Source organism: Salegentibacter sp. 24, assembly GCF_004362395.1.
Lineage (GTDB): Bacteria > Bacteroidota > Bacteroidia > Flavobacteriales > Flavobacteriaceae > Salegentibacter.
In genome coordinates this window covers 109062-134436 of record NZ_SNWE01000003.1, presented here as the reverse complement: position 1 = coordinate 134436, position 25375 = coordinate 109062, and the positions used below count along the sequence as shown (strand labels likewise).

Below are 25375 nucleotides of genomic sequence, written 5' to 3'. Positions count from 1 at the left end.
CCCTCATGGGATAAAACTTTGGTTTCTGGTAGAATCATGTAGTTATTTACGGGCAAACGCGAGTGATTATATTCCATCTTTTTTATCTATAAGAAAAGAGGCCTAATAACTCCAAAATCAGTGGTGATATGAGTAATGAGGATTTAAAAATGATGTCAACAAGAAATAGTCAAATGAGATTAATAAAATCCCTGCTGTGTTTTTTTATGGTATTGTTGATGGGTTGTGACAAGAGGAGTGAGACTTCTTTTTCTAAAGAAGACCTGGTTTTAATTCCCTTACCGCAATCATTGGAATTAAACAAGGGAAGCTTCAGGATAAATAAAGACACCAGGCTAGTAATTCCAGGGGACAGTTTGCAACCCCTTGCTGGAATTTTAAATGACTTATTGGAAAGATCAGCGGGCTTTAAAATGGCCCTTGCCCGGGAAGCTTCAGGGGACAATTTTATCCAGCTAAAGAAAAAAACAGCATTGACAGAAGAGGCCTACAAGCTTTCAGTAACTACCAACAGGGTCGTGCTGGAGGCAAATTCCAGGCTGGGCTATGTGTATGGGTTGGAAACTATCAGGCAATTACTGCCAAAAGAAATAGAGGATACTTCAAAAATTTCAAACATAAACTGGCTAATTCCAAATGTGGAAATTTCAGATGCTCCACAATATCCCTACCGCGGAAATATGCTGGATGTTGCTCGTCATTTCTTTGATAAAGCGTATATCAAAAAGCATATCGACCGGATGGCTTTTTTAAAATTAAACACTTTGCATCTTCACCTGGTAGATGACCAGGGATGGAGAATTGAAATTAAAGACTATCCAAAATTAACCCAGGTCGGCGGTTTTAGGGTAAATCAGGAAGATAAGCACTGGAATGCCAGAGGCGAAAATAGTCCCGAAGAAGAAGGAACCTATGGCGGTTTTTATTCCCAGGAGGATATTAAAGAAATTGTGGCCTATGCCCGCGAGAAAGGAATTCGTATCATCCCTGAAATAGAGATGCCCGCCCATGTGATGAGCGCCATTGCAGCCTATCCCTGGCTTTCCTGTACCGGGGAGCCCATCGCGGTGCCTTCTGGTGGAGTTTGGCCCATTACCAGTATTTACTGTGCAGGAAAAGAATCTACTTTTACCTTTTTAAAAGCCGTACTTACCCAGGTCATGGAATTATTCCCCGGAAAATATATCCATATAGGTGGGGATGAAGCTACCAAAACCAATTGGAAAACCTGCCCAGATTGTCAGGCCAGGATAAGGGAGCAGGGACTTGCCAATGAAGAGGAACTACAAAGCTATTTTATAAAGCGCATCGAAAAGTTTTTGGACCAAAATGGAAGGGTGTTGATCGGGTGGGACGAAATTATGGAAGGTGGTCTCGCGGAAGAAGCCACGGTGATGAGCTGGCGTGGATTTCAGGGTGGTTGGGAAGCAACACAACAAGGGCATGATGTGATTATGACCCCTACCAGCCATATGTATTTTGATTATTACCAGGGAAGCCCGGATTATGAGCCGGTAGCTTTTAATGCCTTTGTTCCGCTTCATCGTGTCTATGAATTTAGCCCAGTCCTGGATTCTATGAGCCTTAGCCAGCGAAAACATGTCCTTGGAGGACAGGCGAATTTATGGTCCGAATATGTCTCAACCCCGGAACATTCTGAATATATGCTTTTTCCAAGACTTGCTGCCCTGTCGGAAGTGCTTTGGACCCCGGAAGCCAAATTAGGATGGGAGGATTTTTCGGTTAGAATTCAGAAAATGATGGAACGTTTTGATCTAATGGGTATCAATTACGCCAAAAGTGCCTATGCCGTTGTGCCGGAGGCTGATATCAATCTGGATACGAAAGAAATAAGCCTGAGGCTCAAAGCTGAATTTCCCGGGGTAGAAATAAGATATGCACAGGACGGGGCTGAATTAAGCCCGGAGTCCAGGATTTATGAGAGCCCGATTCAAATAGATTCCTCATTAAATCTAAAGGCCGCTGTTTATAAAAACCAGCAGCGGATGGGGCCTGTTATGGATAAAGATTTTCAATTCCATAAAGCAGTGGCAAAACCTGTCACATATAAAAATTCATACCATAACAATTATAAAGGCGGGGGAGAAACAGGCCTGGTGGATGTATTAAGGGGGAGTAAATATTTTAAGGACGGCCGCTGGCAGGGATGGATTAACCAGCCGGCAATTCTTACTATCAACCTGGAGCAACCCACCAGGGTCAGCCAGGTAATCGTTGGTAGTTTAGAAGAACAGGGAACAGGGATCTATTTTCCGCAGGAAATTAAAGTGGAAGTTTCTAAGGATGGAAAAACCTTTGAAAAAGTCGGTGAACTAAAGCGTGAATTCAAAAATAACCCGGTTGCCAAAATTAAAAATTTCAAAATTGGATTCGAAAGTAAAGATAATATAGAATTTGTTCGGCTAAGTGTCGAGCCATTGGAGAATAATCCAAAAGGAGGGGGATCCTGGTTGTTTTTAGATGAAATTCTGGTAAAATAAAGCATATGATGTCAGTATTCAGAGTAGTTCTTGCAGGATGGTTAACTTTTATTTCCTTACAAATTACTGCACAGGATGCTCATCCTGTAACCTATGTTAATCCGTTTATTGGAACATCAAATTATGGAGCGACAAACCCTGGTGCTATTGCCCCCAGAGCAATGGCAAGTGTGTCGCCTTTTAATGTTGCCGGAAGACTTGACCTGAATCCCTTAGAAAAGGATAGCCAATGGTTGTCCAATCCTTATGTGTATGAAAATAAATTTTTGACCGGGTTCAGCCACGTAAATATGAGCGGGGTTGGCTGTCCGGACCTGGGGGTGATCCTGACGATGCCCACCACCGGAGCACTGGAAACCAGTCATATAAAATATGGTAGCCTTTATTCAGAGGAGGTAGCAAAAGCAGGGTACTACTCCACAAAACTGGATAAATATAAGGTCCAGGTGGAAGCCACCGCCAGTACCAGGACCGGGGTAACAAGGTATAGCTTTCCCCAGGGGAAATCCAATATCTTACTGAATCTGGGACTGGGCCTTACTAACGAGCAGGGCGCTATGGTTCATATTGTTTCCCCTAGCGAAATTGAAGGGATGCGCATGGTAGGAAGTTTTTGTTATAATAACGCGCAGGCAGCTTATCCTGTTTATTTTGTTGCAAAATTCTCCAGGCCGGCCGATGATTTTGGAATCTGGAAAACCCCTTATAATTATGAAGGTACAGAGGCACAATGGATGAGCTATAACGGTAAAACACGGATCAAGAAAGGCTTTACCAGGGAAGTGGTGGGGGACAGTATCGGAGCCTATATGACCTATGATTTTAAAGAGCCGGAGCAAGTAGAACTTAAGATCGGGGTATCTTATGTAAGTATAGAAAATGCAAGAGAAAATTTAGAAAAAGAGGTAGGAGCCTTAAGCTTTGATGAAGTATATGCCCAAACAAGGCAGCAGTGGAAAAACAAATTACAGGTGGTAGAGGTTGAAGGGGGCACTGAAGAGGAAAAGACGATATTCTATACCGCTTTATATCATACGCAAATTCATCCTAATATTCTCAATGATGTTAATGGGGAATATCCGGAAATTGCCACAGGAAAAATTGGCAAAACAAAAGGGACTCGGTATACTACTTTTTCGCTTTGGGACACCTACAGGAATTATCACCAGTTGATGGGCTTACTTTATCCTGAGGAGCAATTAGATATGGTGAAATCAATGCTGGAAATGTATGATGAGAACGGCTGGTTGCCAAAATGGGAGTTAAATGCTACAGAGACATTTACCATGGTTGGGGATCCCGCGGCAGTGGTCCTGGCTGATACTTACCTGCGTGGTCTTACTGATTTTGATGTGGAAAAGGCATTTGAAGCGATGTTGAAAAGCGCAACAGACACTACAGGCAATCCTTTACGTCCTGGATTAAGGGAATATATAGAAAAGGGTTTTATAGGGGTCGACAGTGATATTGAAGGTCCGGTGTCCACTACACAGGAATATAATATAGCTGATTATGCCATTGCACAATTGGCAGAGGAATTAGGAAAGAAGAAAGTATTTAAGGAATTCACCAAACGATCGCTTTCCTATAAAAAATTATACAATCCAGAAACCAGGTTTCTCCAGCCCAGGCATAGGGATGGATCCTGGTATGCGGAATTTGATCCTTTAGCCGGGGCTAATTTCACAAAGAATCCGGGTTATATTGAAGGTAATGCCTGGCAATACCTTTTTATGGTCCCTCATGATATAGCAGGACTTAAAAAATTAATGGGTGGGAATAAAAAATTTGAGAAGAGGTTGGATAAGCTTTTTGCTGAAGGGCAGTTTGATATGGCTAATGAACCGGATTTCGCCTATGGATATCTGTACAATTTTATTCCTGGTAAGCAGTATAAAGCTTCGGAAAAAATAAGGGAATTGATTGATACCTATTATAAAAATTCCCCTGATGGTATTCCCGGAAACGATGATACTGGTACGATGAGTGCCTGGGTAATCTATTCTATGATGGGAATTTACCCGGTCACTCCTGCCAGCCCTTTATATACTTTGGTTACTCCAACTTTTGATAAAATAAAACTCAATCTGAATCAGAAATTCTATCCGCATGATCTTATAATTATTTCCAAAGATCAGAGTTCAGAAAGAAATCCAAAAGTAGAGGTGGATAATATAGAATTAGAGCAGCTGTTTATCCCATTTTCCACCGAAAACTTACCTAAAAAAATTATATTTCAATAGCATCTTCCTAAATTATTTTGCTTCTTAGAAAAACTTAAAACAATTTAATTTATATGTTTTGGATTCAAACCTTATTCCTATAACTAAGTTGTTCAGAGGTTAAAACTTGTTGTCCGTCGATTTTATTTTTAAAAGCTTAACTAATTCATAACATTTAAGTTAAAATTTAGAAATGCTTAAAATTAATACAAACTCTAATAGATGATAAACATGGTAAGAAAGTTTATTTGCATGTTCCTTTTTTCGCTTGGATTTATAAGTTTTGTCCAGGCCCAGGAGCTAACAGTTAATGGTACGGTGAAAGAAGCGGAATCCGAAATACCTTTGCCCGGGGTAACGGTGTTGGAAAAAGGTACCAATAATGGTACTTCTACTGACTTCGATGGAAATTTTGAACTACAGGTGGATAATGGTGCCACCCTGGTGTTTTCCATGGTGGGATTCAAAACGCTAGAGGTTCCCGCTGATTCAAACATGATGAACATACAGTTGGAAGCAGATTCAGAGGCACTTGATGAAGTAGTAGTGACTGCTTTGGGAATTAAGCGATCTGAAAAAGCTTTGGGATATTCCGTTACGCAGGTAGACGGGGAAGAATTGGCTGAGGTAAAACAGGTCAATGCGATTAACGCCTTACAGGGCAAGGTCGCTGGTCTTAATATTACCGGTTCAGCAACTGGACCCGCAGGAACAAGTAATGTAATTATAAGAGGTGCTAGTAGTATTAGCGGGGGGAATCAACCTTTGTATATCGTAGATGGAATTCCAATTGATAATACCAATTTGGGCTCTGCCAGCCAGTGGGGAGGATCGGATTTCGGAGATGGAATTTCAAGTATCAACCCTGATGATATTGAAACCATCAATGTTTTAAAAGGAGGTGCCGCGGCTGCCCTTTATGGGTCTAGAGCATCCAATGGAGTTATTATAATCAATACTAAATCCGGAAAGGGCCAGAAAGGAATTGGTGTGGAATACGCTGGTTCGGTACTTATGGAGACCGTAATGTCTGATATCTACGATTTTCAGAATCAATATGGCCAGGGCACCTTAGGGCAGGCTCCAACTTCTCAGCAAGAAGCTTTGGATGCTGGAATGCAGGCCTGGGGAAGCAGGCTGGATGGTTCCAGCGTTGTTCAGTTTGACGGGATTGAAAGACCTTATTCCGATCAGGGAAATAATATTGACAGGTTTTATAGATCGGGTGTTACCCTAACAAATACGGTGGCTTTTGCCAAGGCAGGTGATAACTATAATATAAGATTTTCAGCAACGGATTTGACCAATGAGGATGTGACACCAAATTCAGGTTTAAACAGAAAATCTTTCTCCCTTAATGCGGGAATGCAATTAGCAGACAAACTCAGTTTGGACATTAATACAAAATATATACTGGAAGATGTAAAAAACAGGCCTCGTCTGGCAGATTCTCCCGGTAATGCAAATTTTGCAGTGGTCTTATCTCCACCCAATATCAATGTCCTGGATTATCGCCCTGGATATAATGAAGAGGGTACAGAACTTAGAATATCCAGTAGTACATACCACCAAAACCCTTACTGGTCTGCCTATGCATTTAATAATGAAAGCAAAAAAAACAGGTTTATCGGGTCTGCAAATTTAAGATACGATATTACAGACTGGATGTATGTTTTGGGTAGAGCAGGTATCGATCAGTATACCGCCAGGATAACCGCAGTAGAACCTTTTGGAACTGCATATAAACCCCTTGGATCCATGACCGAAACAGCCTTTAATGTGAAAACTGTAGATGCCGATATCATGTTAGGCCTTGAGAAGAGCTTTGATGATTTCGGAGCTTCTGTAATTTTGGGAGCCAATAGCAATGATAAGAAAAATGAACAAACAGTATTAAACGGGTCGGAATTTGTATTGCCCGGGTTAGAGGATATTTCGAATGTCACCACAAAGAACTATACTTATGACTTTGCCCAGATAAAAATTAATTCTCTCTACTTTACCACCGAACTTTCTTATAAAGATTACCTGTTTTTGAATGTAACAGGAAGAAAGGATTGGTTTTCCACCTTGTCCCTGGCCGGAAAGACAAGTCCTAATTCTTATTTCTACCCTTCTGCCAGTACAAGCTTTGTTTTCTCTGATGCATTTGATATGCCTGAATGGGTTACTTTTGGTAAATTCAGAGCTGGTTATTCTGATATTGGGGGAGGGGTCCCAGAGGCCTATCAACTTTCTTTAGCCTATGGTATTTTCGATACTTACTCAGGGCAGGGGAATAATGTGCCTTTAGGGAATATTACAAATTCCTATTTGCCTAACCAGGATTTAAAACCTTTTTCCAAAACGGAATATGAATTCGGTGTAAACCTTATGATGCTTGAAAGTCGTCTGGGTGTGGATCTAACCTATTATTCGAATAAAACTACAGATGATATCGTGCCCATTAGTATCTCAAATTCTTCAGGATACAACCAGGCTTATATCAATGTTGGTGAAATGACCAACCAGGGAGTGGAATTATTACTGACAGGTGCTCCAATAGATTTAGAAAATTTTGGATGGAATATTTCTTATAACCTGGCTTATAATGATAACCAGGTCAAAGCCACTGATTTAGATGGGAATCCCTTGTTCATTGGTAATTCCGGAGTCAATGCACAATCTGGTGCCATTGTAGGAAGGCCATTTGGTGCTATATATGGAACAACCTTTATAAGAGATGATCAGGGCAATATTCAGTATGATAGCAACGGTACACCCACTGTTGGACCGAGTGAATTTTTGGGCAACGGGGTTGCTCCCTGGACTATGGGGATCAGTAATAATTTTAATTATAAAAATATCAACCTGTCTTTTCTTATCGACGCCAAATTCGGTGCAGAAATACTTTCGGGAACCAGTGCCTTTGCCAATTATTATGGGGCCAGTAAAAATACTTTAGTAGGACGCGAAAACGGACTTGATATAAGCGGAGTGGATGTTGATGGAAATGCTTTTTCAACAACTATAGCTCCGGAAAATACAAGTATATATTATCAGAAATTATATCAGATAGCAGAAGCAAATATTCAGGATGCTGATTTTATCAAGTTCAGAGAAATTAGTCTGGGTTACAATTTTCCCAGCCAGCTGTTGGAGGATACTTTTATAAGTAGTGCAAATATTTCCTTAATCGGGCGAAATCTTTTCTTTATCAAAAGGGAAACAGAGAATATCGATCCTGAATCCGCTTTTAATAATTCCTCTGGTGGGGTAGGACTAGAAAGATTTGGCTTACCTACCAGCAGAAGTTATGGATTGAACATCAACGTAAAATTTTAAACAAATACTATGAAAACCAAGTTATATATATCTATGTTTTTGGGGTTATCTCTCTTTTTATCTTCTTGTGATGATGATTTTGAAGATATAAATGTCGACCCCACAACAGCGACGCAAATTGATTTGAACTATAAATTCCCAACTGCGGTTTTATACGCTTCCGGCCAACGATATGAAAGCTGGAGAGCGAATCTAATATATGCCTCCACGATGATTCAGCATCTTGCCAATACCCAGGGCTATTGGAACGGGGATAAATATACCTACAGCGCGGGGTACGCAGAAGCTTTTTGGACCGCCCAGTATCCCCAAACCATCAAGGTTATTGAAGATATGAAATATCAGCTGGAAACAGAAGGGGATACCCTTTCAGCTGATTATGCGATGGTAAGAGTTTTAAGAGTATTTGCATATCATCGGATGACAGATCTCTATGGGGACATTCCTTATTCAGAGGCTGGAAATGCTTATATCACTGGGAATATGAGACCTGCTTATGATTTACAGGAAAATATTTATGCAGATATGTTAAAAGAATTGGAAGAATCCGCTGAGCTACTCGAGGGATCCACAAGTACCTTGGGCTCAACGGATATCATTTTTAATGGAGATACCTCAAAGTGGCAAAAATGGGCCTATTCCTTAATGCTGCGATTAGGATTAAGAATGACTAAAGTAGATGAGGCCGCGGCTCAGAAATGGGCTGAAAAAGCAATAGCCGGCGGAGTTATGGAATCAAATGACGATATTGCCTATGTGGTGCACGAAGAAGGAAATGGTATTGTCCAAAACGGAAATGGAGAAACCTTTACCGCTGATGGCACGCCCCGGATTAGTAATACATTTATTGAGTTTTTACAAGGTGATCCCAGGTTAACCATTTATGCGAGTCTTCCGGAAAACACCGGAGAAACCGATGCCAACGGCAACCCTATTTTAAGAACGGTTGAAGAACGCACCGATCCTGAGGCCCAGGTTGGTTTGCCCAATGGACTGGATAGCTTTTTACTGCAAGAGCAGACAGGAAAAACAAATACACAGGATTTTTCAGAACCTAACAGGTTATATCTTACCAGTGAGGCAGCACCGAATTTTTTTCAAACCTATGCCGAAGTTGAATTTATGCTGGCAGAAGCGGCATATCGATGGGGGTCTGGTGATGGAGATGTGGAGTCTCATTACAAGGCGGGAGTGAGAGCCGCGATGAACTATTTAGAACTTTATTCTCCTGAGGCAGTGATTTCAGAGGAGGAAATTTCCAATTACCTTGAAGCCAATCCTTATGATCCAAGTAATGCCCTTGAGCAAATAAATACACAGTACTGGGCAGCAGTTTTTCTAAATGAATATGAAGCCTATGCCAACTGGAGAAGAACTGGATATCCTGTTTTGGATCCGGTTGATTATCCGGGGAATGTTACCGGAGGGACTATACCCAGAAGATTAACATATCTGCAGTCAGAACAGTTAACCAATGCTGAAAATTATAATGCGGCAGTATCTTCTCAGGGGCCTGATAATTTAACAACCAGAATCTGGTGGGATGAGGCGCAATAACAGACCATAGAAATTATCGAACCATTTCTTCTTCAAAAATTATCTATTATGCATTTACTTAGAATTACACTATTTACGCTTTTTTTTCTTTTAGTTGATTTCATTAATGCTCAGCAGAGAGAAGGTAATATTGTAGCGTATTTCGGGAAAGAGAAAGTAGACGAAATAAGTGAAGGAGAAGTGGTTCATCTATTTAAAAAAGGTTTAATTCTAAGCACCTCGGGAATTCCCTTTAGCAAGGCTGCAGTAACGCATGATCTCATATTTAGTAATGCTGTTGCTAATGGCCTAAAAATTACTAAAGACAAAAAAGAATATGACGGTTTTCTTGGGGAAACAGTGAGTTGGAAACCAATTCGTGTGAACAAGAGCAGTGAATTTAAGGATCCAAATCTTCAAAATACGGGGTACCTTTATCTGGAATATGAATCTGCATCAGAAAAAACGGTTCTTTTTGAGGCCTCAGGTCATTCCTCCGTGCTTATTAACGGCCTACCCCATGCTGGGGATCATTATGATTTTGGATGGAGCCTAATCCCTGTAAAGCTCAAAAAAGGGAAAAACCAGTTCTTACTCTCCGGCGGTAGATTCTCACATATACGTGCTCGATTGTTAGCTCCTCACAAGCCGGTTGAATTCACTACAAGGGACCTTACCCTGCCTGATTTATTAATAGAAAATGACACACCTCTCTGGGGGGCAATAAGGATAATTAATTCAGAGGATAACTGGCTTAAAGATGCTAAAATCCGGATTGAAATAGGAGGCACATCGGCAGAAACGATTCTACCAGCCATAGCACCGGAACATGTAAAAAAAGTACCCTTCTCTATTCCAGTTCCAAAAAATTTAAAAGCCTCAGAAAAGGTGCAAGCTATTCTTTACCTTAAAGACAAAAGAAATCATATCATTGATACCACCACAATCGACCTTGCGGTTAAATCAAAATACAAACATCACAAGAATACCTTTGTAAGTGATATAGATAGAAGCGTTCAATATTATAGCCTGGCTCCTTCTTTAAATAGAGACCGGGATAATCAGGCATTATTTCTTTCCGTACATGGTGCTTCAGTGGAAGCAGTAAATCAAGCCAACGCATATAAACAAAAAGAGTGGGGGCATATCGTGGCTCCCACCAATAGAAGACCTTTTGGTTTTGCCTGGGAGGACTGGGGAAGACTGGATGCCCTTGAAGTCTTAAAACATTCAGAAGAATTATTAAAAACTGATCCCCAACGTACCTATCTCACGGGGCATTCTATGGGAGGCCATGGGACCTGGTATTTAGGAGCTACTTACCCTGATAAATTCGCGGCCATTGCACCTGCTGCTGGATATCCGGATTTATTGGAGTACAGAAATAGTTTTATCAGGCGCTTATCTGAAGATCAGATTCAACAAGATTATGGCATGAGCAAAACAGAATTCGTAAAGAAAACAACTCAAGACCTTAGTGATGCAAAGGAAATTAGGCTTGACCAAATTATCCGAAGAGCAGGTAATCCCAGTCGTACGCTAAAATTAGAGAACAATTACCTACATTTTGGAGTTTATATACTTCACGGGGATTCCGATAGGGTTGTGCCCACCTTTTTTGCTCGTCAAATGAGGGCGCGTCTGGGAGAGTTCCATAATGATTTTGCTTATTACGAATACCCTGGAGGGAAACATTGGTTCGGGGACGAGAGTGTTGACTGGCCACCTATATTTTATTTCTTTAATAGAAGGAAAATAAAAGCAGATCACCAGATTGATAAAATCAATTTTACAACAGCTTCCCCGGGGGTTTCTGCCGGTTCCCATTTTATAGCGATTCTTCAACAGGAAATTCCATTTGAAATCAGCAATTTTGATTTTGAAAAAACGCAAAGCGGTTTCAAACTAAGGACCACAAATGTTTTATCCCTGGCCATAGCCACTAAAGCAATCGATTCAATAAAGTTAGCGGATATTCAAATAGATGATCAGTCCCTATTGATTCCAGAAGTGGATACCATATATTTAAAGAAACAACAGGGGAAATGGCAGGTTTCACAAAGGCCTTCAGTTTTTGAAAAAAATCCATTGAGAAATGGAGGTTTTAAAGATGCCTTCAGAAATAATGTTGTCCTGGTCTATGCTACCGGTGGTTCCAGGGCAGAGAACCAGTGGTATTACAACAGGGCAAAGTTTGATGCGGAAAAATTTTATTACAGGGCCAACGGAAGCCTGGATATAATTAAAGATACTGATTTTAAAGCTGCGGATTTTAAGGATCGAAATGTGGTCATCTATGGAAACAAATCCAATAATGCAGCTTGGTTAAAACTCTTGAAGAATGCGCCTGTACAGGTTTCGGATAACAAGATAAAAATCGGTGAAAAGGAGTTGCTGGGGGATCATTTAGGCACCTATTTTATTTATCCTAGAATGGATAGTGAAAGGGCTAGTATTGGTGTGGTCTCGGCTACCGGGATAAAAGGGATGCATGCTGGTTATGCCAATGAGTATTTAGAAAATGGCAGCTTTTTTCCGGATCTGATAATTTTTGATGATACCCTGGGTACAGAAGGTTTGAAAGGGGTGCGAGCTGCCGGCTTTTTTGGAAATGACTGGTCTGTTGAAAATGGAGATTTTATCTGGAATTAATAAGCTTAGAAAGTACAACGGCAATAACAAAAATTCCATGTGTTAGTTGATGAAAACTGGTTGGTGCAAGCCAGCCGGTTTTCTTTTTAAAATTAAATTGATGAAAAATATTTGTTTTGGGTTTTTACTTGTTACCAATGTGTTACTATCTCAGCAACTAGAAAAGGCTGCTTATCAGGATACATCCCTAAGTGTAGAAAAACGGGTAGATAACCTGGTTTCCTTAATGACCTTAGAGGAGAAGGTAGGCCAGCTTACTACTGCTCTTGGCTGGAAAATGTATACAAAAGGGGATGGCAAGTTAGGCCTTAGTGAACTTTACAAAAAAGAGATTGAAACCCGTAATATTGGTGGGTTGTGGGGGCTGCTCAGGGCAGACCCCTGGACGCAGAAAACCCTGGAGACTGGGCTGCATCCAAGAGAAGCCGCTAAAATCACCAATGCTATTCAAAAATACGCCATAGAAAACAGCCGTTTGGGAATCCCTCTTCTACTGGAAGAAGAAGCCATGCACGGGCATATGGCCATTGGAACTACTGTTTTTCCTACCGGAATCGGACAGGCAAGTACATGGAATCCAAAACTTATTAAAAGAATGGCTGAAGCTATAGCCGAAGAAATAAGGGCCCAGGGCGCCAATGTGGGTTATGGTCCGATTGTCGATCTTGCGCGAGATCCGAGATGGTCCCGGGTAGAAGAGACCTTTGGCGAGGATCCTTACCTGGTTTCGGAAATGGGGAAATCCGTAGTTTCAGGATTTCAGGGTAATAGCCCGGAAGAGCTAAAAAACGGAAAACATGTGGCAGCAACCTTAAAGCATTTTGCGGCATACGGTGTTTCAGAAGGCGGACATAACGGGGGTGCTGTACATATAGGGCAACGAGATTTATTCCAGAATTTTTTATACCCGGTAAAGCAAGCGGTCGATAGTAGAATCTTATCGGTAATGACTGCTTATAGCTCCATTGACGGGATCCCCAGTACAGCCCACAAAGAATTGCTTACAAAAACCTTAAAAGGAGACTGGGGATTTAAAGGTTTTGTGATTTCAGATCTTGCTAGTATCGAAGGACTTCTGGGAAGCCATCATATCGTTGGTACAAAAGAAGATGCCGCAGCAGTTGCGATGAATGCAGGAGTAGATGCAGATCTGGGTGGGAATGGTTTTGATGATGCTTTATTGAATGCTTTGAAGGCCGGTAAGGTTTCTGAAGATAGAATTAATGAAGCAGTAAAAAGAGTTCTCAGGGTGAAATTCAAATTGGGCCTATTTGAAAACCCTTACGTCAAGGTGGAAGAAGCTGATAAAATTGTTAGAAATGCGGATCATATACAACTGGCAAAAGAAGTGGCCTTAGCCTCAATGACCCTTTTGAAAAATGAAAATAACCTCCTGCCGTTAAACAAAAATATAAAAAATATTGCTGTGATTGGTTCTAATGCAGCTATGCAATACAATCAGCTAGGTGACTATACGGCCCCTCAGGCAGAAGCTAATGTTGTTACCGTGCTGGAAGGAATTAAAAACAAGCTGCCAAAAGCAAATATCCAGTATATAAAGGGAACCGCAGTACGTGATACCACCAAAACGGATATACCTGCAGCTGTCCAGGCCGCCAAAAATGCTGAAGTTGCTATTGTTGTTTTAGGAGGTTCAAGTGCTCGAGATTTCAAAACAAAATACCAGCAAACTGGAGCCGCCAAGGTTTCTTCTTCAGAAGATGAAATTTTAAGCGATATGGAAAGCGGGGAAGGATACGATCGCGCTAGCCTGAATTTAATGGGGAAGCAACTGGAGTTATTAAAGGCAGTGGCATCTACAGGAACCCCAACGGTATTAGTTTTAATAAAGGGCAGACCTTTGCTATTGAACTGGCCTTCAGAAAATGTACCGGCAATTCTGGATGCATGGTATCCTGGACAGGAAGGTGGAAATGCTATTGCCGATGTATTGTTCGGGGATTTTAATCCTGCAGGAAGGTTACCGGTTTCGGTTCCCAAATCTGTAGGTCAATTACCCGTATATTATAACTACTGGTTTCCAAAGAGAAGGGATTATGTAGAAATGGATGCCAAACCTTTGTATCCCTTTGGTTACGGACTGAGTTATTCCAAATTTGAGTATTCGGATTTAAGCCTAGCCATGGAAGGGCAGGGAAAGAATACTATTGTAAGGCTAAGGCTAAAAGTTAAAAATATCAGCGATGTTGATGGAGACGAGGTGGTACAGGTCTATTTAAGGGATATGGTAAGCAGCGTGCTTACTCCCGTCAAACAATTAAGAGGCTTTAAGCGGGTTTCTATCAAAGCAGGCGAAACTAAAACCCTGAATTTTAATATCCGCCCCAAAGAATTATCCCTTTTTAACCAACAGATGGAGCAAGTAGCGGAAGCGGGGGAATTTAGAGTGATGATCGGAGCTTCTTCCGAAGATATTAGGCTCGAAACTACATTTGAATTATTAGAAAATATTACTCTTAACCAATAAATAATTTACAGGATGCTGAAAATTAAAAATATAAAAGTTGTTTTAGTCTTTACACTGATGCTTTTCTTTCAGTTTATCCAGGCACAGGATGAGCACGGGGTGCATCAAAGATCTGAAGACTATGTGGCACCCACCGATCCTTTAGTGAAGGAAAAACTTTCAAAATGGGAGAATCAGAAGTTTGGAATGCTCATTCACTGGGGATTGTATTCGGTTCCCGGAATTATGGAGTCCTGGAACCTATGTTCCGAGGATTGGATAGAGCGCGATAGTACTATTGCTTATAATGATTATAAAAGATGGTACTGGAATTTGGATAAAATTTTTAATCCTGTGAATTTTGATCCTGATAGCTGGGCAGATGCTGCTCAGGCTGCAGGAATGAAATATATGGTTTTTACCACCAAGCACCATGACGGATTTAATATGTTTGATACACAGCAAACCGATTTTAAAATCACCAATGGCCCCTTCCAGAATAATCCAAAGGCCAATGTAGCCAAGTATATTTTTGAAGCTTTTCGAAAGAAAGATTTTATGATTGGGGCGTATTTCTCAAAACCGGACTGGCATTCGCAATATTTCTGGTGGGACAAATATGCCACTCCCAATAGGAATGCCAATTACGATATTGAAAAATACAGCTGGCGCTGGAATAAATTCAAAGAGTTTTCCTTTAACCAGATCAGTGAGTTGATGCACGATTATGGTAGTATTGATATCTTATGGTTAGATGGGGGATGGGTACGACCCAAAGAAACCGTGAATGACGAAGTACGGGCCTGGGGCGCCCCCATCCCTGAAGCCAGCCAGGATATAGATATGCCTAAAATTGCAGCCATGGCAAGAGAAGCCCAACCGGGAATCATCTTTGCGGACCGGACCGTTCATGGTCCTTATGAAAATTATCAAACTCCGGAACGTAAAATTCCTGAAGCCAGGCTTGACAATCCCTGGGAAAGTTGTTTGCCACTGGGAAATAACTGGGGATATGTACCGAACGACCCTTTAAAATCGCCAAATCAGGTTATTCACAACCTTATTGAGGTAGTTGCAAAGGGAGGAAATCTTCTTTTAGGGGTAGGTCCTAAACCGGACGGTACGCTTCCTTTAGAAGTGGTTGATAAATTGAAGGAGATAGGAAGCTGGTTGGATGAAAATGGCGAAGCTATTTACAATACCCATGCTATAGATAACTATCAGGATGGAAATATTTATTTCACTGAAAATGAAAAAAAGCTTTATGCTATAGCCATTTTTGAAAAAGGAAAAGAGCTTCCGGAATCAATTAGTTGGTCTAAGAATTTACCTTCCGAAAACGCGAAAATCACATTGCTACAAACCGGGGAAATGATCGATTTTAAATTAAAAGAAGATAAGCTTGAAATTATGCTGCCAAAAGAAATTCGCCTGAGCGAAAATACTCCAGCAATCGCATTTTCCATAGAAAACTAGAAAAGAATGAACCGCAAATTAATACAGCCCCTGTTAGGTATTTGTATACTAAGCATGGTTTTGTGCTGTCAGGAAAACAAACAAATTGAAGCACCCCAGGCCATTGAACCCACCCCTAGTCCGGAACAACTAGCCTGGCACGAAATGGAAATGAATGCTTTTATCCATTTTACCACCAATACTTTTACCGGGAAGGAATGGGGGTATGGAGATGAATCTGCTGAAATTTTCAATCCTACCGATTTAGATGTGGATCAGTGGATGGGAACTTTAAAAAAAGCTGGTTTTAAAGGCGTTATACTGACCGCAAAACATCACGATGGTTTTACCTTATATCCTTCTGATTATACCGAACATGATATTGCTAACTCCCCTTATAAGAACGGCAAAGGAGACTTAGTAAAGGAAGTTGCAGAATCTGCCAGGGCCCACGGTTTGAAATTTGGAGTTTACCTTTCCCCATGGGATAGAAACCGTGCAGATTATGGGGAGGAATCCTATGTGAGGTATTACAGAAATCAGTTAAAAGAAATATTTACCAACTACGGAGATATTTTTGAGATGTGGTTTGACGGGGCCAATGGGGGAGATGGTTATTATGGAGGGGCGAAGGAAGAACGGCGCATAGACAAGCAAAATTATTACAACTGGCCTACCACTTTGGCTATGGTTGAAAAAATGCAGCCTTCCGTATTGTTTTTCAGTGATGCCGGGCCCGATCTACGTTGGGTAGGAAATGAAAAGGGAATTGGGGGAAAGACCAACTGGAATATGATTACTGCTGATACCCTTTTCGCGGGTAAAGCAGGAATTGGAGATCTTTTACAGACCGGATCAAAAGATGGAACAGCCTGGATTCCCGCTGAGGTGAATACTTCTATTCGTCCTGGCTGGTTTTACCACGAAGAAGAAGATTCGTTGGTTAAAAGTCCAGAGGAGTTATTCCGGGTTTATTTGCAGTCTGTTGGGCGCGGTTCCACCTTGTTGCTTAATGTTCCTCCTGATAAAAGGGGGCTATTCCATCAGAATGATGTAGCATCACTACTGGGAATGCGTAGGATTATCGATAGTGTATTTGCCGATGATTTAGCTTTAAATTCACAAATTTCCGCAAGTTCATACCGGGGTGGACAGGAAAATTTTTCTGCTGAGCATTTAATCGATAAGAATGCAAAAACCTATTGGTCAACCAATGATGATATTATTAAATCTTCTGTGGTAGTGGAGTTTGAAACAAAGCAGGAAGTGAATTATATTTTGCTACAGGAATATATCGCCCTAGGGCAACGAATTAAAGAGTTTAATGTGGAAGCACAAGTAGATGGGCAGTGGAAACAGGTTGCCAAAGGCACTACAATAGGATATAAGCGAATTCTGGAAATCCTTTCAGTAAAAACAACAGCAATAAAAATTAATTTTATTGATGCCAGGGCAAATCCTGTCATCGCTAACCTGGAAATCTATTAGATATAAGCTTAGCATGACCTTGTGATGTTATATTGGTTTTTTGAAAATTTTATTTGAATTCACCATATTGTGAATAATGTTTGATAGCCGAAGGAGGACCACCATCCTCCTTTTTTTTAATTTGGTCATGAAAAATAGAAAAAGGTTTTTTTTAGGTTTTATACTTTTATACCACGTGGTTTCACTAGCTCAAAATAACAGAAAAGTCGAGATAGTTAATGATGAATTTATTTATTCACATACAGGAATTCCAAGTGTTCATGCTTCTACTATTGAGCAAATGCAGGATGGAAGTTTAATTGCCGGCTGGTTTGGCGGTACACACGAGCGTCATCCTGATGTGAGTATTTATATTAGCCTGAGAAAAAACAACAGCTGGTCAGCTCCAAGAAAAGTAGCCGATGGGGTGGTTAATGACAGCTTGCGTTACCCAACCTGGAATCCGGTATTATTTAATAATGGTAAAAAATTGTTCCTGTTTTATAAAATTGGCCCATCGCCTTCTACCTGGTGGGGCGCCTATAAAACCTCAGTTGACCATGGAAATACATGGTCTAGAGCCATAATGCTCCCCGAAGGGATTTTAGGTCCTATAAAAAACAAACCAATTACCCTGGACAATGGGCGAATTGTAAGTCCCTCTAGTATCGAGCTTCAGGGTGGTAAAATCTGGCGGTCACATATGGAAATATCAGATGATAGCGGCGAAACCTGGAGAAAAATTCCTGTAAATTATGACTCGGAATATAAAGTGATACAACCTACAATTGTGAAGTTAAAAAGTGGTGCTTTAAAGGCATTTTTCCGAAGTAATAAGAACGTAATCCTGGAGAGTTCAAGTAAGGATCAGGGGCAGAGCTGGTCAACATATAAGAAATCTGAATTACCCAACCCCAACTCAGGAATTGATGCAGTAGCTTTGGATAACGGATTGTTTTTAATGGTTTATAATCCACTGGCCTCTGGAGAGGACTGGTCGGATGGAAGGAATAAACTTTATCTTGCAAAATCAAAAGACGCAAAGAATTGGGAGATTGTTTTAAGGTTGGAAGAAGAACAAAACGGGGAGTTCAGTTATCCTGCAATTATTCAGGGTAAAAGCGGAGAAATACACATTACTTATACCTATAACAGGGAAAAGATAAAGTATGTGACTTTAAAAATTTTAAATGAATAAGGGGATGCTACCATCTATGGCCTATCTCAAGGAAGCCTGTGTGGAAACTTTGGAACAGGCAATTGCTGCGGAAAAAAAAGGGGCAGATCGCCTTGAACTTTGCGCGGATTTGCAGCTCGATGGGTTAACCCCTTCTGAGAAATTGATCAAAGCGGTATTGAAAAATATTAATATTCCCCTGCGAGTAATGATCCGACCCCGCTGCGGTAATTTTTTATATTCCAAACAGGAATTAAATGAAATAGAAGCTGCGATGTTAACCTGTAAAGCTATGGGAATACAAGGTGTGGTTTTTGGGGCATTAAAAGAAGATAAGTGCTTAGATATAGAGGTCATTACCAGCTTATCCCGGCTAGCCTCTCCCATGAGCTTTACGGTGCACAAGGCAATTGACCAGACACCTGATCTTTTAAAATCGCTAAAAGAGCTATCGGGAATTAAAGGAATATCGGGTATACTTACTTCCGGCGGAGCTAAGACAGCATTTGAAGGAAGGGATGTTTTAAAGAGGATGATTCAGACAGCACCGGAAAGCATCGAGATCATAGCGGCAGGAAGAATTACAGCTGATAATCTTCCCAGGTTACATGCTTTTTTAGATGGCCCTGCTTATCACGGGAAACAAATAGTAGGAAAACTAAAATGATTTTGAACCAGGAAAGAATATTTATTTATGGTTTTTGTGGAAATTGCTAATAATAAGAGAATTTAGAACCCTATACCTGGCAGCGGTAGCTAAGAAAACAAACCTTGTTAAGGAAATAAACGTAAAGCTAAATAATTATGAAAAGAAGAAATTTTATAAGAAATATAGGGGTTGCTGGAGTAGGTCTGCCCCTGGTTGGCAGTAATTTGTCCTTTGATCTTGCCAGTGCGCAAAGCAAACCAGGCCAGTTTCCGGTTTCCATAACCACCTGGAATTTTCACCAGGCTGGGAAAAAATCCGGGGAATTGCTTTCTGAAGGCATCCCTGCCCTGGACGCGGTGCAACAAGGAGTGATGATTGAAGAATCAAACCTGGAAAATACTACTGTAGGAAAGGGAGGTGCTCCGGATAGGGAAGGGGAGGTCACTTTAGATGCCTGTATCATGGCTCCGGACGGAAATTGTGGCAGTGTGGCTTATCTAAAAAACATAGAGCACCCCGTGGCAGTTGCCCGAAAAGTTATGGAAGAAACACCTCATGTGATGCTGGTGGGAGAAGGGGCTTATAACTTCGCCATTCAAAACGGGTTTGAACCTACAAATCTCCTGACTGAGAATTCTAAAAAGCACTGGAAAAAATGGTTGAAAGAGAAAGAATATAAACCTATAATCAATATTGAAAATCACGATACTATTGGCATGCTGGCCATAGATAAAGCCAGCGATATTGCCGGGGCCTGTACTACTTCAGGTTTAGCCTACAAGATGCAGGGAAGGGTAGGAGATTCTCCAATTATCGGTGCAGGTTTATTTTTAGATAATGAAATTGGTGGTGCTGTAGCTACAGGTATGGGGGAAGAAATTATGAAGAATGTCAGTAGTTTTTTGGTAGTAGAATTGATGAGACAGGGAAAATCACCACAGGAAGCCTGTGAAATTGCCATTAAAAGAATTATCAGGAGCAATAATAGATATAAGGATTTTCAGGTAGCATTACTGGCTCTAAATAAGCAGGGAGAAGTGGGGGCCTATTGCATCCATCCTGGATTTAGTTATGTATTAAATAGAGCAGGTGAAAATATTAATATTAAGAGTGAATCTTATCTCTAGATTTTTAATAACCCATGGGTTATAGCAGTTTAGAAATAAAGAAGATGGCTCGCATCCTGTTTTTTAATACAAATTCTGGGAAAAAGTATCCTTAGAAAGAAATAAGTACTTCGGCAACTTCCTGATAAATCAATTAGCTAGTTTGGCTAAGAGCTTCCAGGATGCTGATCCTTTTATTTTGTTAGTCATTAGCTAAGTAAACGGGTGAGTTGCCGACAATTTCAAATTTTGAAGAACTTGGTTCGAAAAAAATGAGGTGACGTTTTCTACGGGCAATAAAATACATTCCTTAAAAGAGTTATTCTCCCTGGTTTCTGAAAATAATTAATGTTTAAGTATTAATTTATATTTTCTCATTATATCATTTAAGCCTTAGAATAGTTCATAAGAGTCATCTTTCCATTCTTCCGAATGGTAAAAATCCTGTAATCGATAATTGATATCTTTCAGATTTACCAGGTTTTCATTAAATTCTTCGTTCTTTTCCAATCCATACCAACTCCTGGTTTCTTTATATTCGGGATGTTTTTTGTTTCTTATGGTTTTGAGAAATTCTGCATAGCCATAGGGGCCGCCGACGTCTTCCGGAGGGCATTTTCCTTCAGCCTCCAGACACACCGGTATTCCCTGAAAGTCCTCTATTTCTTTCTTAGTAGTTTTTAAAAATGAAATCTGGTGCCACCAATCATCTCCAAAATCATAGTTATACCAAAAATCTTTTCCTTCCAAGCCTTCCAGGAAAGCTTCTTTTAGTTGGACCTTATGAGCAATTTGCTTTTCCGGACCGATCCATTCCATTTCAAAATCATCAGGCATTCCTACACTAATACTTTGTTGTGCCTTGGCATCACTAAATTCAAACAGGTGGGCATTAAGCCAGCCAAAAGATTCCTGAATTACAAAATGCAACTGACGCATATTGATTTCTTCGGGCACCAGTAATTTACGATAACATTTATGCGGAAGGTCTTTTAGGGTAATTTTAAGTTTTATCGGTTTCTTCAATTTCTATTAATTTTAGGATATTCTAACGCAAGGTTTAATTCATTAAAATTAGGTATAAGTGCTCTTTTACCCAGGGTTATTTTTGCTAATATCCAGAAAATATTTAAAATATTAAAATTCATAAATAACAAACCTGGGTGAACATTTATCCTATTTAAAAAAATTAATTCTAACTGGATCAAAAAGTAGCGCAGGAGTTTTTTTAAGGATTAAGAATGAGATTTTTAAATGCCTTTATATTTTTTAACATAAAAATTCCCCTCTAAGCAGAAAATTGGTAGTATTGTATATTAATCAACCTTAGCCTATGAAATTATCTATTGATCATAAAAGCCCCGTCCCACTTCATGCCCAGGTGGAAGGCTTGTTACGGGAAATGATTCAGGAAGAAGAATATCGAAATGGAAAAATTCTTCCCAGTGAAGTTGAATTAGCTAAGAAATTGGCAATTTCAAGATCAACAGTGAGGCAGGCAATAAAAAAACTGGTTTTTGAAGGCTTGTTAATAAGAAAAAAACGTGCCGGAACCAAAGTAGCACCTAAACCGGTAAGTTCGAAATCCAATAACTGGCTTAGTTTTTCTCAGGAAATGAAATTACGGGGCATTCCCATCAAAAACTTTGAACTTCATTTAAGCTGGGTAGCGGTTGATGATGATCTGGCTAAATTTTTTGAGATTAAAAAAGGGGTGAAGGTGCTTAAAATGGAACGGGTGCGAGGGAAACCAAATGAGCCTTTTGTATATTTTACCTCCTATTTTCATCCCAGGGTGGAACTCACAGGAGACGAAGATTTTACTCGTCCATTATATGAAATGTTGGAGAAGGAAAAATCTGTAATTGCTGCTATTTCCAAGGAAGAAATCAGTGCTACTGCAGCAGATGACTTTATCGCCAACAGGTTAGAAATACCCGAGGGTTCCCCGGTCCTTTTAAGAAGAAGATTCGTTTTTGATCAAGGGGAACGTCCCATTGAATATAATATCGGATATTATAAGGCTGATAGTTTTCTCTATACCATAGAAAGCACTCGATAATTATTTCAACCTGTTAAAGTATTATTGTTCTAACTATTGGTGAAACGGCCCGTAATTCGCAAAAATTAAGTCGATTTGTTTAGCACTAGATAAAAAAATGCGATATAAATTAAGAAAATATCATTTGTATTTTATATGTTTGTACATATGCACATAAATATGCTAATATTGATGTTGTTTTATATTATAAAATAAATATTCGTTTTTCGATAAATTAAATTTTTTACCAGCCTGTTTCTATAACCATGAAAATTATGAATAAGCTTAATTTATTAATTGTCTCATTTCTTCTAGCTTTTACCAGTTGTGAGGATAATAATTTAAAAACTGATAAAACAACAGATGACAAGCCTGAGGGTAATATTTTATCCTATGTAGATCCTAATATTGGTACCGCTCATAGTCGCTGGTTTTTTTATACTCCAGCGGCAGTTCCATTTGGAATGGCCAAATTAGGTCCCTCCACAAATGGCAGTTATGGAAATGAACAGGGCTGGGAGGCTGTGGGCTATGATGAAAGGCACCAAAGTATTGAAGGTTTCGCAAATCTTCATGAATTTCAAATTGGAGGGTTTCTCTTTACCGCCATAAACGGAGATTTACAAACCACTCCAGGGACTTTAGAGAATCCAGACCAGGGTTATAGGTCAAGGTTCATAAAGGAAGATGAAGTGGCCAGACCAGGGTATTATAAAGTCAGATTAATAGATTATGATATAAAGGCAGAGCTTACTGCCACGGAAAGAGTGGGCTTTCATAAATATACTTTTCCTGAGCATGAGAATTCTTATTTGATATTCGACATTGGAAACCAGCTAGGGGAAAGCGGTAAAGTTAAAGATGCGTCAGTTTGGTTCAATCAAAAGACAAATACTATTGAAGGTTGGGTTATTACCTATCCGGAATATGTGAAGAAGTACCAGCCTGAGGGTGAAATTCGGATGTATTTTTCTGGAGCTGTAAGTAAGGACCCCCAGTCAGTAGGCACCTTCCTTGGTGATAAAAAATTTGATAAAGATTCAATTCAAGGAATAGGGGCGGGATTATATTTGAAGTATGCCACAGCTGCGGAGGAATCCATAGAGGTTAAAACAGGATTTTCTTATACCTCGATAGAAAACGCGAGGGAAAATTATGCTAAGGAAGGGGAGGACTTAAGCTTCGAAATGGCAAAGAAGCAAGCAGAAGAAAGCTGGACTAGAGAATTAAGTAAAATAAAAATTACCGATAGCTCAGAGGTTAATAAAACTAAATTTTATACGGGTTTATATCATGCCTTGTTAGGAAGAGGCTTAGCAAGTGATGTGGGAGGAACTTTTCCTGAAAACGATGGCAGCATAGGTCAGATTCCATTAGATCAAAATGGGGAACCTGAATTTAATTTTTATAACACGGACTCTGTGTGGGGAGCTTATTGGAATCTCACACAATTATGGGCCCTGGTTTGGCCAGAATATTATAATGATTTTGTTCAGACCCATTTAAGGGTATATCAAAATTCCGGGTGGTTAGGAGATGGACTGGCTAACTCAAAATTCGTCTCTGGTGTTGGAACTAATTTCGTTGGCCTGATCATCGCATCGGCTTACCAGGCAGGGATCAGGGATTATGATGTTGAACTGGCATTTAAGGCGGCCTATGAAAATGAGGTCAAACATATCAATAGAAATGAAGGAGCAGGTAAGACCGATCTCGGGCAATTTATCAATAAAGGCTATATAGACTATGTTCCCGGTTGGGATACCTCTCCCGAAGGCTCTGCATTTTCGGTTTCCCATGCTTTGGAATATAGTTATAGTAGTTATGCCGTTGCACAGTTTGCTAAAGCTTTGGGAAAAGAGGAAAAATATAAGCAGCTGATGGAACTTTCAGACAACTGGCGAAATATTTATGATAAGGAGATGGATTTTGTCAGACCGAAACTTGCCTCAGGTGAATTCCTGGAAGATTTTGATCCCTTTGAGCCCTGGGTTGGATTTCAGGAAGGAAATGCCTGGCAGTATACCTTTTATGTTCCACATACCCCCCGGGAGCTTGTTCAGACCATGGGCGAGGATAAATTCGTAAAAAGATTGGATTCTATTTTCACTGTTTCGGAAAAAACCAAGTTCGGTGGGGAAGAAATAGATGCTTTTGCAGGTCTGAAATATCTTTATAATCAAGGTAACCAGCCTAATTTACATATTTCCTGGTTGTTTAATTTTACCGACCATCCATGGCTTACACAAAAGTGGGTCCGAAAAATATGTAATGATTTTTACGGAACAGGAGGAATTCACGGTTACGGTTACGGTCAGGATGAAGACCAGGGGCAATTAGGAGCCTGGTATGTCATGTCTTCCATGGGTTTATTTGATGTGAAAGGCTTAACCGAGATAAACCCATCTTTTCAAATAGGAAGTCCCCTTTACGATAAAATAGAGATTGAAAATGGATATGGTAATACAATTATCATAAGCACAGAAAACAATAAACCAGGAAATTATTACCTGCAGTCAATGTCCCTAAATGGAGAACCTTATAGAGAACGAGAGATTAATTTCTCCACCTTAAAAGAGGGAGCCGTTTTAGAAATGACCCTAGGAGACACTCCTAATAAGAATTTGTTTACGGAATTGGAATGATAATTATTTATTAACCAGTGGAATCAATTCCATAGAGCAAATAGCTGAGTGTGTAAAATTTTGCTCAGTTTATATATGTATAAACATACGAACTTAATATTCTAGGTAGGAAAAATAAAATTTTCGAAGTTAA

14 protein-coding genes are annotated in these 25375 nt (G+C 40.0%); 13 read left to right on the top strand and 1 reads right to left on the bottom strand.

Translation table 11 applies throughout. From position 1 onward, the window contains the following. Positions 1-173 precede the first annotated feature (173 nt). The 11 genes from DET49_RS03140 to DET49_RS03090 all read left to right on the top strand — a co-directional run bounded on the left by DET49_RS03140 (position 174) and on the right by DET49_RS03090 (position 20577). Positions 174-2501 carry a glycoside hydrolase family 20 protein gene (locus tag DET49_RS03140; protein ID WP_133546697.1) on the top strand — a complete coding sequence of 776 codons (2328 nt, stop codon included), beginning with the start codon at positions 174-176 and terminating at the stop codon, positions 2499-2501. Between the two features lie 8 nt (positions 2502-2509). After that, positions 2510-4744 (top strand): GH92 family glycosyl hydrolase, encoded by a 2235-nt coding sequence (locus DET49_RS03135; RefSeq protein WP_133546758.1) that lies wholly within the window; start codon positions 2510-2512, stop codon positions 4742-4744. Positions 4745-4975: 231 nt separating this feature from the next. Continuing rightward, positions 4976-8047, top strand: coding sequence for a SusC/RagA family TonB-linked outer membrane protein (locus DET49_RS03130; RefSeq protein ID WP_243729499.1), 3072 nt, complete (start codon positions 4976-4978; stop codon positions 8045-8047). A 9-nt stretch (positions 8048-8056) separates the two neighbouring features. Then, positions 8057-9604, top strand: a complete 1548-nt coding sequence (locus DET49_RS03125) for a SusD/RagB family nutrient-binding outer membrane lipoprotein (RefSeq protein ID WP_133546696.1) — start codon at positions 8057-8059, stop codon at positions 9602-9604. A 48-nt stretch (positions 9605-9652) separates the two neighbouring features. Beyond that, complete coding sequence (locus tag DET49_RS03120) at positions 9653-12235, top strand: alpha/beta fold hydrolase (protein WP_133546695.1); 2583 nt, start codon at positions 9653-9655, stop codon at positions 12233-12235. A 100-nt stretch (positions 12236-12335) separates the two neighbouring features. Next, positions 12336-14723 (top strand): glycoside hydrolase family 3 N-terminal domain-containing protein, encoded by a 2388-nt coding sequence (locus DET49_RS03115; RefSeq protein ID WP_133546694.1) that lies wholly within the window; start codon positions 12336-12338, stop codon positions 14721-14723. A gap of 12 nt (positions 14724-14735) precedes the next feature. Next, entirely contained in the window at positions 14736-16178 is a 1443-nt protein-coding gene (locus DET49_RS03110) for an alpha-L-fucosidase (protein ID WP_133546693.1), read from the top strand. Between the two features lie 6 nt (positions 16179-16184). Then, positions 16185-17645: an alpha-L-fucosidase gene (locus DET49_RS03105; protein ID WP_133546692.1), complete on the top strand. Its 1461-nt coding sequence runs from the start codon at positions 16185-16187 to the stop codon at positions 17643-17645. A 127-nt stretch (positions 17646-17772) separates the two neighbouring features. Then, entirely contained in the window at positions 17773-18822 is a 1050-nt protein-coding gene (locus DET49_RS03100; RefSeq protein WP_133546691.1) for a sialidase family protein, read from the top strand. Beyond that, positions 18815-19468, top strand: coding sequence for a copper homeostasis protein CutC (locus DET49_RS03095; protein WP_243729497.1), 654 nt, complete (start codon positions 18815-18817; stop codon positions 19466-19468). Before DET49_RS03100 ends, DET49_RS03095 begins: the two co-directional genes overlap by 8 nt. Positions 19469-19605: 137 nt before the next feature. Next, the gene (locus DET49_RS03090; protein ID WP_133546690.1) at positions 19606-20577 is read left to right on the top strand and encodes a N(4)-(beta-N-acetylglucosaminyl)-L-asparaginase; all 972 of its coding nucleotides are present in this window, start codon (positions 19606-19608) and stop codon (positions 20575-20577) included. 372 nt (positions 20578-20949) lie between these two features. On the opposite strand, the gene DET49_RS03085 is transcribed toward DET49_RS03090, so the two are convergent. After that, positions 20950-21582: a plasmid pRiA4b ORF-3 family protein gene (locus tag DET49_RS03085; protein ID WP_133546689.1), complete on the bottom strand. Its 633-nt coding sequence runs from the start codon at positions 21580-21582 to the stop codon at positions 20950-20952. Positions 21583-21889: 307 nt separating this feature from the next. Here DET49_RS03085 and DET49_RS03080 point away from each other — a divergent pair, with 307 nt between their 5' ends. Further along, the gene (locus tag DET49_RS03080; RefSeq protein ID WP_133546688.1) at positions 21890-22618 is read left to right on the top strand and encodes a GntR family transcriptional regulator; all 729 of its coding nucleotides are present in this window, start codon (positions 21890-21892) and stop codon (positions 22616-22618) included. 254 nt (positions 22619-22872) lie between these two features. Beyond that, positions 22873-25242, top strand: coding sequence for a GH92 family glycosyl hydrolase (locus DET49_RS03075; RefSeq protein ID WP_133546687.1), 2370 nt, complete (start codon positions 22873-22875; stop codon positions 25240-25242). Positions 25243-25375 lie beyond the last annotated feature (133 nt).